General features: G+C 71.0%; 18 protein-coding genes and 2 pseudogenes. 12 read left to right on the forward strand and 8 right to left on the reverse strand.

The window, feature by feature from the left end; genetic code table 11:
* Together G3I65_RS55355 and G3I65_RS55360 are read right to left on the reverse strand one after the other, a co-directional pair.
* The coding region (locus G3I65_RS55355) for an LLM class flavin-dependent oxidoreductase (protein ID WP_160704563.1) at positions 1-522 on the reverse strand (522 nt) is incomplete at its 3' end.
* 53 nt (positions 523-575) lie between these two features.
* On the reverse strand, positions 576-1,013 hold the full coding sequence (locus G3I65_RS55360; RefSeq protein ID WP_160704565.1) for a MarR family winged helix-turn-helix transcriptional regulator: 438 nt from the start codon (positions 1,011-1,013) through the stop codon (positions 576-578).
* Positions 1,014-1,084: 71 nt separating this feature from the next.
* On the opposite strand from G3I65_RS55360, the gene G3I65_RS55365 reads away from it, so the two are divergent.
* Both G3I65_RS55365 and G3I65_RS55370 read left to right on the forward strand, forming a co-directional pair.
* The gene (locus tag G3I65_RS55365) at positions 1,085-1,477 is read left to right on the forward strand and encodes a DUF5313 domain-containing protein (protein WP_166641809.1); all 393 of its coding nucleotides are present in this window, start codon (positions 1,085-1,087) and stop codon (positions 1,475-1,477) included.
* A gap of 16 nt (positions 1,478-1,493) precedes the next feature.
* On the forward strand, positions 1,494-2,432 hold the full coding sequence (locus G3I65_RS55370) for an RluA family pseudouridine synthase (protein WP_160704567.1): 939 nt from the start codon (positions 1,494-1,496) through the stop codon (positions 2,430-2,432).
* 21 nt (positions 2,433-2,453) lie between these two features.
* Here G3I65_RS55370 and G3I65_RS55375 read toward each other — a convergent pair whose 3' ends face one another.
* Positions 2,454-3,056, reverse strand: coding sequence for a hypothetical protein (locus G3I65_RS55375; protein WP_160704569.1), 603 nt, complete (start codon positions 3,054-3,056; stop codon positions 2,454-2,456).
* Positions 3,057-3,204: 148 nt separating this feature from the next.
* Between G3I65_RS55375 and G3I65_RS55380 the strand changes: the two genes are divergently transcribed.
* The 3 genes from G3I65_RS55380 (at position 3,205) to G3I65_RS55390 (ending at position 5,470) form a co-directional block, all read left to right on the forward strand.
* Positions 3,205-3,780, forward strand: a complete 576-nt coding sequence (locus tag G3I65_RS55380) for a dihydrofolate reductase family protein (protein WP_160704571.1) — start codon at positions 3,205-3,207, stop codon at positions 3,778-3,780.
* A gap of 66 nt (positions 3,781-3,846) precedes the next feature.
* A complete protein-coding gene (locus tag G3I65_RS55385) occupies positions 3,847-4,473 on the forward strand; it encodes an alpha-ketoglutarate-dependent dioxygenase AlkB (RefSeq protein ID WP_160704573.1) in 627 nt (208 codons plus the stop codon).
* Between the two features lie 40 nt (positions 4,474-4,513).
* Positions 4,514-5,470, forward strand: coding sequence for a DUF1152 domain-containing protein (locus G3I65_RS55390; RefSeq protein WP_160704575.1), 957 nt, complete (start codon positions 4,514-4,516; stop codon positions 5,468-5,470).
* Between the two features lies 1 nt (position 5,471).
* Here the strand turns inward: G3I65_RS55390 and G3I65_RS55395 are convergent, their stop codons facing one another.
* Together G3I65_RS55395 and G3I65_RS55400 are read right to left on the reverse strand one after the other, a co-directional pair.
* Positions 5,472-6,749 (reverse strand): cytochrome P450, encoded by a 1,278-nt coding sequence (locus G3I65_RS55395; RefSeq protein ID WP_163046932.1) that lies wholly within the window; start codon positions 6,747-6,749, stop codon positions 5,472-5,474.
* 53 nt (positions 6,750-6,802) lie between these two features.
* Positions 6,803-8,458: a peptide-N4-asparagine amidase gene (locus G3I65_RS55400; protein WP_160704577.1), complete on the reverse strand. Its 1,656-nt coding sequence runs from the start codon at positions 8,456-8,458 to the stop codon at positions 6,803-6,805.
* Between the two features lie 131 nt (positions 8,459-8,589).
* On the opposite strand from G3I65_RS55400, the gene G3I65_RS55405 reads away from it, so the two are divergent.
* From G3I65_RS55405 to G3I65_RS55425, 6 genes and pseudogenes are all read left to right on the forward strand, one after another.
* Positions 8,590-9,585 carry a LacI family DNA-binding transcriptional regulator gene (locus G3I65_RS55405; protein WP_160704579.1) on the forward strand — a complete coding sequence of 332 codons (996 nt, stop codon included), beginning with the start codon at positions 8,590-8,592 and terminating at the stop codon, positions 9,583-9,585.
* Positions 9,586-9,620: 35 nt separating this feature from the next.
* Positions 9,621-9,827 (forward strand): hypothetical protein, encoded by a 207-nt coding sequence (locus G3I65_RS55410; protein WP_160704581.1) that lies wholly within the window; start codon positions 9,621-9,623, stop codon positions 9,825-9,827.
* 199 nt (positions 9,828-10,026) lie between these two features.
* Positions 10,027-10,260, forward strand: a pseudogene (locus G3I65_RS59230) (HEPN domain-containing protein); the annotation flags it as partial.
* Between the two features lie 33 nt (positions 10,261-10,293).
* A complete protein-coding gene (locus tag G3I65_RS55415) occupies positions 10,294-10,821 on the forward strand; it encodes a DUF4268 domain-containing protein (RefSeq protein ID WP_160704583.1) in 528 nt (175 codons plus the stop codon).
* A 41-nt stretch (positions 10,822-10,862) separates the two neighbouring features.
* Positions 10,863-11,732, forward strand: coding sequence for an AraC family transcriptional regulator (locus tag G3I65_RS55420; protein WP_160704585.1), 870 nt, complete (start codon positions 10,863-10,865; stop codon positions 11,730-11,732).
* 59 nt (positions 11,733-11,791) lie between these two features.
* Positions 11,792-12,220 carry an SRPBCC family protein gene (locus tag G3I65_RS55425; protein ID WP_160704587.1) on the forward strand — a complete coding sequence of 143 codons (429 nt, stop codon included), beginning with the start codon at positions 11,792-11,794 and terminating at the stop codon, positions 12,218-12,220.
* Here G3I65_RS55425 and G3I65_RS55430 read toward each other — a convergent pair.
* A complete protein-coding gene (locus G3I65_RS55430) occupies positions 12,204-12,449 on the reverse strand; it encodes an ATP F0F1 synthase subunit C (RefSeq protein WP_160704589.1) in 246 nt (81 codons plus the stop codon). The genes G3I65_RS55425 and G3I65_RS55430 overlap by 17 nt on opposite strands.
* Before the next feature lie 109 nt (positions 12,450-12,558).
* Positions 12,559-13,623 (reverse strand): serine hydrolase, encoded by a 1,065-nt coding sequence (locus G3I65_RS55435; protein WP_160704591.1) that lies wholly within the window; start codon positions 13,621-13,623, stop codon positions 12,559-12,561.
* Between the two features lie 249 nt (positions 13,624-13,872).
* Here G3I65_RS55435 and G3I65_RS55440 point away from each other — a divergent pair, with 249 nt between their 5' ends.
* Positions 13,873-14,934 carry a hypothetical protein gene (locus G3I65_RS55440; RefSeq protein WP_160704593.1) on the forward strand — a complete coding sequence of 354 codons (1,062 nt, stop codon included), beginning with the start codon at positions 13,873-13,875 and terminating at the stop codon, positions 14,932-14,934.
* A 40-nt stretch (positions 14,935-14,974) separates the two neighbouring features.
* Here G3I65_RS55440 and G3I65_RS55445 read toward each other — a convergent pair.
* A pseudogene (locus G3I65_RS55445) lies at positions 14,975-15,236 on the reverse strand (TetR family transcriptional regulator); the annotation flags it as partial.

The following is a 15,236-nucleotide window of genomic DNA, read 5'->3' on the forward strand; positions in this document are numbered from 1 at the left end:
GGCCCGGCGCAGCGCGGCCGGCGCCGCTCCCCCGAGCCAGACGTCCAGCCGCTTGGCCGGCCGCGGCCCGAGGCGGACGCCGTCGAGCTGGAAGAACTCGCCGTCGAAGGAGACGTCGTCCTCTTCGAGCAGCCGCCGCAGCAGCGTCAGCGACTCGTCGAACACCGCGGCGCGCCGCCCGGCGGGCACCGGGAAGAGGTCGTGCTCGGCGGCGCGGGCCGGGCGCAGCCCGAAGACCGGGAGCACCCGCTTGGGCGCGAGACCGGCCAGGGTGAGCAGCTGCTTCGCGACGAGCACCGGGTGCCGGCCGGGCAGGATCGCCACACCGGTGCCGACCTTGAGCTTCGCTGTCGTCGCGAGCGCGTGCGTCATCCCGACCACGGGATCGACTTCGGGCGAGTAGACGAGTTCGGACAGCCAGAGCGAATCGACGCCGGCGTCCTCCAGCCGCCGCGCCAGCCCGGCGAACTCGCCGGGTCCCGTTCCCGCCGCCGGCGCGACGCCCAGCCTGATCTTCAGCACGGTTCCTCCCGGAAGGCTTTCCAGGGGCAACGCGCCGGGCGGCCGGGAATTCCTCAGCCGGTCGCGGCGATGACCCGGCTCAGCGCCGCGTGCAGCGCCTCCAGCTCGGGCAGCTCCATCCCCAGCGTCTCGACCACCTTGTACGGGATTTTCTCCGCCTCCGCCCGCAGCGCGCGGCCCTGCTCGGTCAGCTCGACGGTCAGCTGCCGCTCGTCCTCCCGGCTGCGGGCCCGCGTCACGTACCCCAGCGCCTCCAGCCGCTTCAGCAGCGGCGAAAGCGTCGCGGGCTCGTGGCGCAACGACGTGCCGAGGTCCTTCACCGAACGCGGCGAGCGTTCCCAGAGCGCGAGCATCACCAGGTACTGCGGATGGGTCAGGCCGTACGGCTCGAGCAGCGGCCGGTAGATCGCGATCACGCTGCGCGAAGCCACCGACAGCGCGAAGCACACTTGCCGGTCCAGCTTCAGGGGGTCCTCACCCAGGTCGATCATGTCGCCGATCCTACTGTGTCGTCGATCGCGCTAATGATTAGCGCACTAAGCATTAGTGTACTATCGAAATCATGGAACGACCGAGTGTGCTCCGCTGGTTCGGTTACGCCGTCGGCGTGCGGCTCCCCGAGCGCCTCAACGACTGGGTGCTGCAGGATGCGACGTCGAAGCACTGGCGCGCGCGGTACGTGCTGCAGCGGTCGGTCGGCATCCTGCCGCTGTGCGCGGTGTGGCTGCTGTTGCCCGGCTCGATCTGGCTGCGGCTCTCGCTGGTCCTCATGGCCGCGCTCGTCGCGTACTTCTACTCCTGCGCGTACATGGAGGAGAGCATCGAGCACCGGCTCGGCAGGCAGGGCTTCCCGCACAACACCGGACGCCACGTCCGCGCCGAAGCCGCCGAGGCGAAGAACGCCGAAGCGACCGCCCGCTACCTCGCGCGCTACCGGACGTCGTCGGACGGTTAGCTAGAGTCAGGGGACGATGAGACGCAAGCTCCGGCCGCCGATCCCGCCGCGCCACGGGCTGGACCCCGCCCGGCTCAAGCTCCCCGCCGAAGGCGCGTGGCCGACCCTGCTGGCGCACCTCGTCGACCGGCTGCCCCGCGTGGCGCCGGACCGCATCGAGGAAATGCTGCGCGAGGAGCGCATCCACGGCCTCGACGGCCCGCTCGGCGTCGACACGCCGTTCGAGCCCGGCTCGTTCATCTGGTTCCACCGCGACCTGCCCGACGAGGTGCCGGTCCCGTTCGACATCCACGTCGTGCACCGCGACGAGCACCTGCTGGTCGTCGACAAGCCGCACTTCCTGGCGACCATCCCGCGCGGGCAGCACATCCTCGAGACGGCGCTCGTCCGGCTGCGGCGCGAGCTGGACCTGCCGCAGCTCTCCCCCGCGCACCGGCTCGACCGGGTCACCGCCGGCCTGGTGATGTTCGTGATCACGCCGGAGCTGCGCGGGAAGTACCAGACGCTGTTCCGCGACCGGAAGGTCCACAAAGAATACGAGGCGATCGCGCCTTTCCACGCCGCTTTGGAGCTGCCACGAACCGTGCGCAGCCGGATCGTCAAGGAACGCGGGGTGCTCGCCGCGCGCGAGGAGCCGGGCGAGCCGAACGCCGAGACGCACGTCGAGCTGCTCGAACACCGCGACGGGCTGGGGCGGTACCGGCTGAAGCCGTCGACCGGCCGCACACACCAGCTGCGTGTCCACCTCAGCGGGCTCGGCGTCCCCATCCTCGGCGACGACTTCTACCCGGAACTGCGGGAAAAACCACTCGGGGACTTCACGAAACCGTTGCAGCTGCTGGCCAAGGTGCTCGCCTTCGACGACCCGGTCACCGGGACGCCCCGGCGGTTCACCAGCGGCCTGCGACTGTCCGCCTGGGACGACCTCGACGCGTGGGCGGCGCCCCCGGCGTGATCCGGGAGCGCCGCCGCCGCGTCACTTGCGCCAGAACTTCACGCCGCTCCACTGCACGGTGATCGGCCCCGCGCCGCTGGACGTGCGGTAGCTGCCGATCTTGTCGTAGTAGCTGCCGCTCGCGCTGGAGATCGTCTGCTTCAGCGAGCCGTTGAGGTACACCTTGTGCGAGCTGCCGACCTGGTTGATCGTGTTGACCCGCACCGACGTGCCGACGGTCGCGCCGCTGCCCAGCGTCGCCCCGCCCTCCACCGCGTACATCCGGCCGCCCTTCTCGACGGCCAGCATGAAGTACGGCCCGGCGTTCGAGCCGTCGCGGAACGTCTGCTTGAGACTGATCCGGGAGCCGGACATGCTGGTGATCTTGAACGAGCCTTCGAACTGGTGGGTACCGCCGGTGTAGGTGGTGTAGCGGCGTTCCGCGCGCTGGTCACCACTGGCGGTGGAGCAGGTGAGCTGGAAGGTGAGGCCGGAGAGCTGGCCGCACCCGCGCTCCTGCTCGGAGTAGCCCGGCGATTCCGGGGTCCACGGACCCGTCCCGACCTGGGCGTTCGCCGCGGGGGCGAGGATCGCGAGTCCTGCCGCGACCGCCACGACCACACCCGCACCGTGAATTCTGCGCACCGTCGACCTCCTGGGTCATTCGAGGCGGCGGTGCTGTGACTGTACGAGCTCATGCCGTCACGGACAAGAGTTTCCGGGGTCGTGTCGAATCCGGCCGACCCCGTTCGACAGACTCGTGAAGGCACCACCGATTCTCCGAGGAGCACCCATGCGCACCCTGATCTCCACCTCGTTCGTCTCGCTCGACGGCGTCGTCGAAGCCCCCGGCGGCGAGACCGGCTACCGCAACGCGGGCTGGACCTTCAAGGACGTGGAGTTCGAGCCCGCCGCGTACGAGATCAAGGGCACCGAGCAGGAGGAGTCCACCGCGCTCCTGCTCGGCCGCGTCAGCTACGAGGCCTTCGCGCCGGTCTGGCCGGGGATGACCGTCGAGTTCGCCGGCTACAACGCGATGCCGAAGTACGTCGTGTCGACGACGCTCACCGAGGCGGACCTGGTGGACAACTGGGGCGAGACCACGATCCTGCGGTCCCTGGACGACGTCGCCGCGCTCAAGGAGACCGAAGGCGGCCCGATCACCGTCCACGGCAGCGCCACCCTGAACCGGTCGCTGGCCGACGCCGGCCTGATCGACCGCTACCACCTGCTGGTGTTCCCGGTGCTGCTCGGCGCCGGCAAGCGGCTGTTCAGCGAGACCGACAAGGACAAGCAGAACCTGAAGCTGATCGACAGCGCGTCCTACGGCAACGGGATCCAGAAGCTGGTCTACGAGTTCGCGCGCTGACCGGTCGCGGGTCCGGCCGGGTTTTCACGTAGAACATCTGTTCGAACATCGTGTACGGTCGGACCCATGACGACCCCGGCACTGCAGGCATCGCTGTTCGGCGAATCCGGTCCCGTCACGCTGCACGCGCTGGCACCACGCCGGACCGAACTCGGCTCGGGCGCGTGGATCGACGTCCAGCCCGGCTGGCTCGACGGCGCCGGCGAGGTGTTCACCGACCTCGTCACCCGCGTCCCGTGGCAGGCCGAGCGGCGCCGGATGTACGACCGGCTCGTCGACGTCCCCCGCCTGCTGTGCTTCTACCGCGAAGCGGCGCCGCTCCCCCACCCCGTGCTGGCCGAGGCGCGCGCCGCGCTGAGCGAGCACTACGCGGGCGAACTCGGCGAGCCGTTCCGCACGGCGGGCCTGTGCTACTACCGCGACGGCCGTGACAGCGTCGCCTGGCACGGCGACACGATCGGCCGCGGCAGCACGGAAGACACGATGGTCGCGATCGTCTCGGTCGGCGCGGCCCGCCAGCTGGCCCTGCGCCCCCGCGGCGGCGGCGAGTCCCACCGCTACGCCCTCGGCCACGGCGACCTGATCGTCATGGGCGGCTCGTGCCAGCGCACGTGGGAACACGCGATCCCGAAGACGAGCCGCGCGGTCGGGCCGCGGATCAGCATCCAGTTCCGGCCGCGCGGGGTGCGCTGAGTCCACAGTGGACAACGCGGCCGCCCCGTAGCATGGCGTGGTGCACACCCTCGCCGAACCACCCCTGTTCAGCCGTCTCGGCTCCGCGCGCAGCGTGCTCGTCGCGGGCGCCGGCGGCGGATTCGACGTCTACGCCGGTATCCCGCTGGCGGTCGCGCTGCGCGCCCAGGGCAAGGAAGTGCACTTCGCGAACCTGGCGTTCAGCGACCTGAACCGCCTCGACCTCGACGACTGGGCGGCCCCGGGCGTCGCGCGGGTGCGGCCCGGCAGCGCGGGCGACGACGCGTACTTCCCCGAGCGGACGCTCGCCCGCTGGCTCGGCACCCAGGGGTGGCCGGCGGTCGTCCACGCCTTCCCGCGCGTCGGCGCCCGGCCGCTGCGGGCGGCGTACGAGGACCTGGCCGGCCGGCTCGGCGTGGACGCGGTGGTGCTCGTCGACGGCGGCACGGACATCCTGCTGCGCGGCGACGAGTCCGGCCTCGGCACACCCGAAGAGGACATGGCGAGCCTCGCCGCGGTGGCCGCACTCGAAGGCCCCGACCGCGTCGTCGTCAGCCTCGGCTTCGGCATCGACGCCTTCCACGGCGTCTGCCACGCCCACGTGCTGGAGAACCTCGCCGCCCTCGACCGGGCCGGCGGGTACCTGGGTGCGCTGTCGATCCCGTCGGCCTCCCCCGAAGCCGCGGCCTACCTGGACGCCGTCGCGGACGCGAACCGCGCGACCCCGGACCGGCCGAGCATCGTGCAAGGGCAGATCGCCGCCGCGCTGCGGGGCGAGTTCGGGGACGTGCACTCCACCACCCGCACCGCGGGCAGCGAGCTGTTCGTGAACCCGCTGATGGGCGTCTACTTCTCGGCGGACCTGGCGATCCTGGCCGCCGGGGTCGGCTACCTCGCGGAGCTCGCCACCACGGACACCGCCGTCGAGGTCGCCATGGTCATCGAAGCGCACCGCGACCGCGTCGGGCGACGGCCGCGGCGGGCCATCCCGCACTGAGTCAGTCGACCAGCACCGGCAGCTCGTCCAGTCCGTACACAATGGACACCTGGCGGAACGAAAGGTCCTGCTCCGGCACGGCGAGCCGCAGGTTCGGGAACCGCTTGATCAGCGCCGGGTACGCCGTGCGCAGCTCCATGCGGGCCAGCTCCGCGCCGATGCAGCGGTGGATGCCGTAGCTGAACGCCAGGTGGGACGTCGGCTCGCGGGTGGCGTCGAACTCCTCCATGCCCGCGCCCAGCTTGGGGTCGCGGTCGGCGGCCGACAGCGACACCAGCACGATGTCGCCCTCGGAGATGTGGACGCCGGCGATGTCCATGTCCTGCTTGGCGAAGCGCGGGAACGCCATCTGCACCACGGTCAGGTAGCGCAGCAGCTCCTCGACGAAGCGGTGCACGGACTCGTCGTCACCGCGGACGGCTTCGAGGGCCTTCTCGTCGCGCAGCAGCACCAGCGCGCCGAGCGCCAGCATGCTCGCGGTCGTTTCGAGACCGCCGGTGAGGACGCCGTCGGCGAGGCCCGCCAGCTCGCGGTCGTCGATCTCGTCGCCGTGTTCCTTGATCAGCATGCCGAGCAGGCCGTCGCCGGGCTCCTCGCGCTGCTTCTTGACGATGTCGAGCAGGTAGGTCAGCGACTCCGACATCGCGCCGAGCGACGCGCCGGCGCCGCCGAAGAGGTCGAAGCGGGCGGTGCTCAGCCGCTGGAACTCGGCGCGGTCCTCATAGGACACCCCGAGCAGCTCGCAGATGGTCAGCGACGGGATCGGCAGCGCGAACGCCTGCCACAGGTCGACCGGGCCCTCGGTCTTGGCCATCGCGTCGAGCTGCTCGGCGACGATCTCGTCGATCCGCGGCGCCAGCCTGCCGAGCCGGCGCATAGTGAACTCGGGCGTCAGCAGCTTCCGCAGCCGCGTGTGCACCGGCGGGTCCGCGAAACCGAGGCCGCCCGGGTTCTGGTCCGCGGTCACCCCGGCGTTGCCGACGAGGTTGCCGAAGTCGCTGGAGAACCCGGTGGCCTTGCCGAGGACGGCCTTCGCCTCGTCGTAACCCGTGACCAGCCAGGCGTTCATCCCGAACGGCAGGTCGAGCTTGCCGATCGGCGCCTCGGACCGGCGCGCGGCCAGCTCGGCGACCGGGTCGAGCCCGTCGCGCTTGAGCGGCAGCAGCGCCGAATCGGGCAGGAGCGACGACATCTTTTCGAGGTCGAAACCCTTTTTCGACTGCCGGGCGAGGTACCGGCGGCCGACCCAGCCCAGTACCCGTGAGCGGAGACTCCCCATGCACCCGACAGTACCGCACTAGCCCGATCGGGTGACCGACGGCGAGACGGGACTCACCCCCGGACCTCCCGGTTCGCGGTGATCAGCCCGTGCTCGCTCGCGGCGTAGTGGAAGTACGGGCGGCCGGCGTCGTCCGCGCCGGCGAACGACGTCTGCGAGCGCCCGTCGGCCTCGGTGTTGACGCCGTTCGTGCGGGCCAGCACGCCCGACGAGCTCAGCCACTCCCGCGACGCCGCCACCGGCCGCCAGCTCCGGCCGTCGCCGGTGAGGTCGCCGAGCACCTTGGTCATCTCGGCCGCGCCGGAGATCCGCAGGTTCTGGTCGTCGGTGATGTTCGCGGTGGCGTCGGTGGTCAGCGGGTAGGACCACGTGTGCCGGGCGGCGGACCGCGTCCGGCCGTCCACTGTGGACACCGACGTCTGCTGCCCCGCGTCGGCCTGCACGACGTGCTGGGTGAAGCCGCCGCCGGTGACGTCGTCGCTGTTGCGGTAGTCGCGGGTGCGTTCGACGCGCGTGTAGACGCGGCCGGCGGAGGTGTCGACGTAGCCGGCGGTCACGTCGTCGCGCTTCGCGGTGACGGTGACGTTCACGCCGCCGTCGATGTCCTTCACCGCGGTCCGGCGGTCCGGCGCCGCGGCGACGTCGTGCCGGGTGAGGGCACCGGACGTGCGCGCCGCGTTTTTGTCGGTGTGGAGCAGTAGCGTCGGGACGACGGTGAACTCGCCGCCGATGTCCGGGAAGGAGAAGGAGAAGTCATGCGTCCCGCCGTCCACGAGCCGGCCGACGAACGGCGTCACGTCGTAGGTTTCGGCGTGCAGGCTGAAGGTGTCGATCGCCACGATCGGCCGCCACAGCTGCGGCACGATCCCGCCGGAGTAGATGTGCGGGAAGGTGAACGCGCTGCCGGCGGGCGTCCCGTCGATCGCGAAGTTCGCTTCGCGGTACGGCCCCTTGCCGCACAACCCGGCGGCCGGGTACTTCGCCGAGACCTCGTCGGGGACGTCGTCGAACCACTGCTCGTCGCAGGCGTGGCCTTCGAGGGTGACCTCGAGATAGGCGCGGGTGATGTTGCGCGGCAGGTCTTTCGCGGTGAAGTGCACGGTCGGCGCCGCGGGGGTCGCGTCGGCGTGCCCGAACCCGGCGACGTGGTCGGCGGTCTCGGGCGCGGGGTGCTTGCGGTCGGCCTGGTAGTAGGTGAGCGTCACGGTCTGGGCGTAGACACCGGTGTAGACCGGCGAGTTGTAGTTCTCGATGCCGCCGTGGAAGGGCTGCGGCGTGCGCAACAATGCGGCGTAGGGCGTGAGGTCCTTGTCGAAGTGGTAGGTGATCGCGCGCCGGCCCTCACCACTGGGCTCCTCGGTCGTCCCCCACCAGACCTCGGTCCCGCCGATCCGCAGATCGCCGATCCGGTCGTACTGCCGCCCGCTCACGGTGACGGTCTGGTCCATGACGACCTTCGCCCACGGCCCCGGACAGGCCTTGGGCGGCGCGAGCGTGCCCTCGTAGAACCGCGGCGTGCCGTCGGCGGCGTTGGAGCGGAAGGCGTCGGCGAGGGTGACGCTGCAGTGCGCGGTATCGGGCCGCGTCACGGCGGGCGCGGCGGTCACCGGGTCGTCGGTGTCCCCTTCCACGACGGGCGAAGCCGAGGCGACGGCCCCGGAGAGCACCCACGTCAGCACCAGTGACACGACGATCGTGAAGATCCGCACCCGGACTCCTCCCAGCGGCAGGGACACCCGGCTCGGAGCCTAGCCGCGCGATCATCCGACTATCGGCGGGAATCAGCGTCTGAAACGTTTCAGATCGTGGTAGGCTCACGCCTTCTCAGCGAGGGGGTGCGGTGGTCGGCATCAAGGACGTCGCCAAGCGCGCGGGCGTCTCGATCGGCACGGTGTCCAATGTGGTCAACCGGCCGGAAGTGGTGGCCACGGCCACGCGCAACCGGGTGCTGTCGGTGATCGAAGAGCTCGGCTACGTCCGGGACGAGTCGGCGCGGCAGCTGCGGGCCGGGCGCAGCCGCATCATGGGGCTGCTCGTGCTCGACCTCGGGAACCCGTTCTTCGTCGACGTCGCCCGCGGGGCCGAGCAGGCCGCGCACGCCGAGGGCCTCAACATCATCACCTGCAACAGCGGCCAGCGCTCCGACCTCGAGGCGTCGTACCTCGCGATGTTCGCCGAACAGCGGGTCCGCGGCGTGCTGCTGAGCCCGGTCGCCACGTCGGGCGAAGCCCTGCGCGCGTTCCGGCGCAGCGGCACGCCGTACGTCTTCGTCGACCGCAAGGCACCGGCGTCCGAGGCGAGTTCGGTGGCGGTGGACGACATCGCGGGCGGCGCGCTCGCGGCCCGGCACCTGCTGGAGACCGGGCACCAGCGGATCGCGTTCGTCAACGGCCCGGCCATCCTTACCCAGTGCCGCGACCGCGAACAGGGCGTCCGCACGGCCCTCGCCGGCTCGGCGGCGGAGCTGACCGTGCTGGAGGCGATCGGCCTCGACGTCACCTCGGGCCGCGACGCGGGCGCGCGGCTGCTCGGCACGAGCCCCCGCCCCACGGCCGTCTTCTGCGCGAACGACCTCCTCGCCCTCGGCGTGCTGCAGGCCATGGTGGGCGCGGGCGTCCGCGTCCCCGAGGAGATGGCGATCGTCGGCTACGACGACATCGAGTTCGCCGGCGCCGCCGCGGTCCCCCTGACGTCGGTCCGCCAGCCGGCCCGCCGCCTCGGCCGCACGGCGGCGGAACTCCTGCTGGCGGAGACGGCGGACACGACGGTCGAACGCCAGGCGGTGGTCTTCACCCCGGAGCTGGTCGTCCGCGAATCGACCCGCGTCCGCCGCTGAACTCGCCCGGGGCCGCATTCGGCCATACTGCACGGATGGACTCTTCCGAGGTTCCGGACGGTCAGGGCTGGGCGACAGGCGGCTTCGTCGAGTTCCGGAGCAACCTCGACTACGCGAAAGACCTCGTCAAAGGCGGCCAGCACCTCGAGCGGCTCCAAGTCGGCGCGTTCGACGTAGCGGACCTGATACCGCGCGGCGTGGGTCCAGGCCGTCTCGGCGCTGGATCACTGGATCCACCGTGAGCTGTACGACCGGGCACTGGGCTTCGCTCTCGACGTCTCCGCGCCACGCCCGCAGAAGTTCCTGAAACTGCGGATCCCCTTCTCGCTGTTCGAAGGCCTTCAGCGCAACGAGGAAGACCTCGCCACGGCTTTCGCGGGGTACCTCCGAGATCAATTCGGCTGGCAGTCCTTCCAAGCTCCCGAGAAGATCAAAGACGCGCTGGGCCACGTCAGCGACGTCGCCCTCTGGCCCGCGGTCGCCAAGTGGCTCACCGAGCAGTTCGATCACACCCACTCTTCGACCGAAGTTCAAGAGACGCTCAAACGGATCGTCGAACGGCGCAACAAGATCGCCCACGAAGCCGACCGGGATCCCGAAAAGACCGACGCGAAGCAATCCATCACCGCCGGGGAGACCAACGAGGCGATCACCACCGTCGATCGGCTGGCCACGGCGATCATCCGTGTCGTCGGGCCACCCGCCGCCGTGCCGCAGCCGCCGGACGACGAGGTCGACGGCGCTGTTCCCAAGACCACCAAGGGGTCTCCCAAAGAGGCGCTCTACCGCCGGTTCTGGGCACGGTTCGTCCCGGTCGCCCAGCAGCGCGGCTGGACCAAAGCCACCGCGACGACGCAGAACTGGTTCCAGATGCCGGCCGGAACTTCCGGAGTGAACTGGGTGGTGTCGTTCACCAGATTCGGCTGCCGGTCGGAGCTGTACTTCGGTGACCCTGACCCCGCGACGAACCTGAGCCGATGGCGGCTGCTCGCCGACCGGCGCGACGAAATCACGAAGAGGTTCGGCGAGGACCTCATCTTCGCCGACCTGCCCAGCAGGAAGGGCTGCCGGATCGAGACGAGGTTGCTCGGTCCCACCATCGACGACGAGGACCATTGGTCCGATGTGCTCCGCTGGATGGAAGACACCCAGGAGCGGCTGCGCACGGCGATCGGCGACGTGCCCGTCGTCAAGGAGTTCGCAGGAACCTCGCCGGATCCGGACGGAGACCACTGATCGGCCACCGGAGCACCCGCGTCCGCCGGTAGCCTCGGGTCGTGGTGTTCGACTCCGCCCGGTTCGATCTCCAGCCCTACGCCGGTGTGCCGTGGGAGCGTTACGTCCGGCGAACCTACTGCAGCTGGGAGCACGCCGGCTGGCGGTCGCTGCTCGTCCAGCGCTTCGAGCACGTGCCCGTCGCCGAAGACCTGCACCTGCCCGGGACCGCCGACCTGCACCTCGTGCTCCCGGTGTCCGGACGCGCCGAGGTGGCGGCCGGCGCGCCCTGGGTGCCCGGGCGGCTTCAGCTGGGGATCCCGCACCGGCCCGCCGCGCGCCGGTACCGCGGGGACGCCTCGATGCGCAGCGTTCAGATCCACATCCCGCGCGACACCGTCGACTCGGTCGCGGCGCAGCTGGGCGGCGGTGCCGTCGACTTCGACGCCGTGGCCGCGTCCCTGGCCGCCGGGGACGCCCTGCTCGAGGAAGTCGTTCGCACGATCGGGTTCCCGGGCGAAGCCGGTGAGCTCTACGCCGAGTCCGCGGCCGCCTTCCTGACCACGCACCTGTTCACCCGGCACGGTCGCCGACGCGCCGGGCCGGCGCCGGCCCGGGAAGACGCGCGGGTGCGCGCCGCCGTCGCGGTCATGCGCGAGCGGCTGGCCGATCCGGTCACCCTCGCCGACCTGGCCGCCGAAGTGCACCTGTCCGTCTACCACTTCGTCCGGGTGTTCAAGGCGGCGACCGGCGAGACGCCGCACCGGTACCTCACCCGGCTGCGGGTCGAGGAGGCGAAGCGGCTGCTGCGCGGCATGGACCTCTCGCTCGAGCGGATCGCGGCCCGGTGCGGGTTCGCCGGCCCCGGGCCGCTGTCGGCCGCCTTCCTGCGGCACACCGGCGCCCGCCCGTCGGCCTACCGCAATTCCTGAGCGGTGCACCGCAATCCCGGAGCTGGAACGCGCACCGCTCGCCGCCCTAGCGTTGCCGCATGACCGCAACGCAGTCCTACGACGTCACGGCCGAATCCACCGCGCCACCCGCGGCCGTGTGGGCCCTGCTGCTCGACGCCCGGACCTGGCCGGCCTGGTCGCGGATCGACGCGCTGGAAAGCGAGCAGCCGGACGGCGTCCGCGCGTTCCGCACCGGGAAGGTCGTGACCAAGGAGCGCGTCACCGCGCTGGAACCCGAACGCCGCTTCGCCTACGAGGGCGCGGAAAACCCGCAGCTGAGCGACTACCGCGCCGCCGTGGAGCTGCTCGAACTCCCCGGCGGCGGGACCCGGATCCGGTGGCACGGCACGTATTCCGCACGCTGGGGCATGCGCTGGTTCCTCCGCCGCTACCTGCGGCGCTTCATGCAGGACATGGCGACCGGGCTGGCCGAGCACGCCGCCCGCGGGCTCACTTCGAATACGTGATGAAATAGATGACGACGCCGATCAACGCGAGCACTTCGGAGAGCACGAACGTCGAATAACCCATCGTCTGCAGTTTCCCGCGCGCTTCCGGCTGCCGCGCGGTACCATTGATGACGGCCGCGAAAATCAGGCCCACGCCGATTCCCGGACCGATCGCGCCGAGTCCGTACCCGATGGCCGCCAGGCCGGGGTTGATGTTGGCTGTCTGGGCCAGAACGATGTCTCTCATGGACATTCCCCTTCACATCGCCGAGCGGAAGAATCGTCGGGGCGGGAATTCGGGAACCGAGTGTCCGGACACCACGAGGATATCACAAAAACGCGGTACGGCTCGGCCGCTAAGCCGTCATCGCGTCGTAGGCGGCCATCACGAGACCGAGCCCGCGGGCGTACCCGTCCTCCCAGAGGACCTGGTTCATCACGTACGCCACCGTCATGCGGAGGTCGGCGTCGGCGAGCACCACCGAACCGCCCCAGCCGCCCCAGGAGCACGTGCGGCCTTCCAGGCGGTAGCCCAGTCCGTAGCGCATCGGGGTGCCGAGCACGCGGTCCACGCCGTGGAACTGCTCCTCGAAAACGCGCTCGGCACCGGCCGCCGACAGCAGCCGGACGCCGCCGGCCACGCCCCCGCACGCCAGCGCCGACTGCAGGGCGGCCACCGACCGCGCGTTGCCGTAACCGTTGACGGCGGGCAGTTCCGCGCGCCGCCAGGCGACCGGGTGGGAATCCGACACCCCGATCAGGAAACCCGGCGGCTTGTCGCCCGACGGATCGGCGAGCAGCGGCGCGACCCGGTGGTCGTGCTCGGCACCCAGTCCGATGTGGAAGTCGGCGCCCACCGGACCGGCGACCTCCTCGGCGAAGAAGGTGCCGAGGCTGCGCCCGGTGACGCGGCGGACGACTTCGCCGATCAGGAACCCGAACGTGACGGAGTGGTACCCGCCCGCGCTGCCCGGCGCCCACCGCGGCGCCTGCGCGGCCAGCCGCGCGGTCACGGCCGGCCAGTCGTAGAGATCTTCGACGGCGATCGGCCCCTCGAAGTCCGGCAGGCCGGCGGTGTGCCCGAGCAGGTGTCGCACCAGCACGGTTTCCTTGCCCGCGGCGGCGAATTCCGGCCAGTACGCCGAGACCGGCGCGTCCAGGTCCAGCTCGCCGCGGTCGGCCAGGACCAGCGCGCACAGCGCCGTCATCGTCTTGGTGGTGGACCAGACGTTGGTGATGGTGTCGCGGCCCCACGCCGTGGTCCGCGCCGCGTCGATGTACCCACCCCAGAGGTCGACCACCACTTCCCCGTCCACGACGACGGCGACCGAAGCGCCGACGTCGCCGTCGTCCAGCGAGGCCGCCAGCGCCTCGCCGACCTTGTCGAACTTCGTGTCACAGTTCCCGTTGATGTCGGCCACGGCGGCAAGGTAGCCCGGCCGCGCCCCGGCGCACGAATCATTTTCCGCGCCCCGCCCCGGCGAAAGATCACCGCAAACCCGGGAACCGGAAAACCGCGAACGGCGAAAAGATCTGCTCGACCTTCCGGTCCAGCGCAATTCCGCCGGTGGCACCACCGGGAATTGCGCTTACCCGTTCGGCCGAAAGCCGGGGCACGGGAAAGGGGGTAACGTCGGCCGCCGTTCCACCACTGAGGGGAAGGTCGAACCGTGCCGTACACCCGTTTCCGCTACATCGCCTACGAAGTGCCGACCGCCACCCACCGCCTCGGCCAGGCGGTGAAGCCGCTGGCCGGATTGCCGCCCGGCAAACTGTCCGACCCGGTCGCCGACATCACCGTGCCGAAGACGGCCGAAAGCACCGACTGGTTCATCCGGCTGCGGCGGCTGGCCGCGGTGGTCAACATCGCGCTCGCGAACCTGGGCAACGACGACGCTGACACGCTGAAAGTGTTCGTGGCGCCCGAGTTCTACCTCCGGCCTGCCGATCCCGCGACGAGCCACACCTACCCGGCGGAGCAATTCCCGCAGATCTGGGACGCGCTGGAGAGGATGTTCCGGACCGCGCGGCTCAAGCACTGGCTGATCGTGCCGGGCTCGGTGCTGTGGCATTCGGAGATGATGGGCGAGAACGCGCCGATCTACTACAACAGCGTGTTGTACCTGCGCGGCGGTACCGGCGGCGGCGAGGCCGGGCGCGTCGAAAAGAAGCTCGCTTCCGCCATGGACGGAGTGCCGGCCCAGGCCGCCGTCGGGAGCTCCAGCGACCCGCTGGTGAAAAAGGCGTACTCGGAAGCGGCGTTCGTCCGGGAGCGGTTGTTCGAAATCGACGCGAACGCGACGTTCGGCCTCGAAATCTGCCTCGACCACCGCTTGAACGTCCTCAAGCAGACCCTCGCCGACCGCCAGGCCGACATCGGCGACCCGTGGAAGCGCGGCGGGCCGGCCCTGCACGTGCTCACCGCGGGCGGCATGCCGCTGCGACCGGGGTCGGTCGCCGCCCGCTCCGGCGGGTACGTCCTGCGCAACGACGGCTACGCCGACCCACCGGCCTCGGAGCTGCGCAAGGTGACCGGGTACCAGCTGCCGTCCACCGCGCCGGGGCAGCCGTGGGACGACAAGGCGGTCGCCACCCTCGAAGCCGATCCCGGCACCGCCGTCGAGGTCACCCTCCGGGGCGACGCCGTGCTCGTGCCCCCGATCGCCGGGCCGGGCACCTACGACATGCCGGTCCAGCGGCTGCGGATCTACCCGCCCCTGCCGCTGCCCTGAGCCCCGCCCGGCCTCCGGTCACCCGGGGGCCGGGCACGTTCTAGCCGAAGTGGACGCGGCCCAGCAGGTCGTCCACCAGCTCGGCCAACGGGCGATCGTCCGCGCTTTCCAGCCACAGCACGGCCCCGGTGCGCAGCGCGGCGAGGAACGTCGCCGCCATCAGGCGGGCCGTCCCCTCGTCCAGGCCGGGCCCGCGCGCCACCAGCACGGCCGCCAGGTCCCGCTCCAGGGTGATCTGGTCCCCCGCCTGCCGGGCGAGCAGTGACGGGTGCCGCCGCAGCAGGCGCAGCTGCGCCACCCAC

Source organism: Amycolatopsis sp. SID8362 (assembly GCF_010550475.1).
Classification (GTDB): domain Bacteria; phylum Actinomycetota; class Actinomycetes; order Mycobacteriales; family Pseudonocardiaceae; genus Amycolatopsis; species Amycolatopsis eburnea.

What these genes read in the sequence shown, in the direction of transcription:
- G3I65_RS55425 (WP_160704587.1), top strand. Translation starts at nt 11,792, where the DNA reads ATGACCGCAACGCAGTCCTACGACGTCACGGCCGAATCCACCGCGCCA.
- G3I65_RS55410 (WP_160704581.1), top strand. Translation starts at nt 9,621, where the DNA reads ATGGACTCTTCCGAGGTTCCGGACGGTCAGGGCTGGGCGACAGGCGGC.
- G3I65_RS55430 (WP_160704589.1), bottom strand. Translation starts at nt 12,449, where the DNA reads ATGAGAGACATCGTTCTGGCCCAGACAGCCAACATCAACCCCGGCCTG.
- G3I65_RS55365 (WP_166641809.1), top strand. Translation starts at nt 1,085, where the DNA reads ATGGAACGACCGAGTGTGCTCCGCTGGTTCGGTTACGCCGTCGGCGTG.
- G3I65_RS55370 (WP_160704567.1), top strand. Translation starts at nt 1,494, where the DNA reads ATGAGACGCAAGCTCCGGCCGCCGATCCCGCCGCGCCACGGGCTGGAC.
- G3I65_RS55395 (WP_163046932.1), bottom strand. Translation starts at nt 6,749, where the DNA reads ATGGGGAGTCTCCGCTCACGGGTACTGGGCTGGGTCGGCCGCCGGTAC.
- G3I65_RS55385 (WP_160704573.1), top strand. Translation starts at nt 3,847, where the DNA reads ATGACGACCCCGGCACTGCAGGCATCGCTGTTCGGCGAATCCGGTCCC.
- G3I65_RS55360 (WP_160704565.1), bottom strand. Translation starts at nt 1,013, where the DNA reads ATGATCGACCTGGGTGAGGACCCCCTGAAGCTGGACCGGCAAGTGTGC.
- G3I65_RS55380 (WP_160704571.1), top strand. Translation starts at nt 3,205, where the DNA reads ATGCGCACCCTGATCTCCACCTCGTTCGTCTCGCTCGACGGCGTCGTC.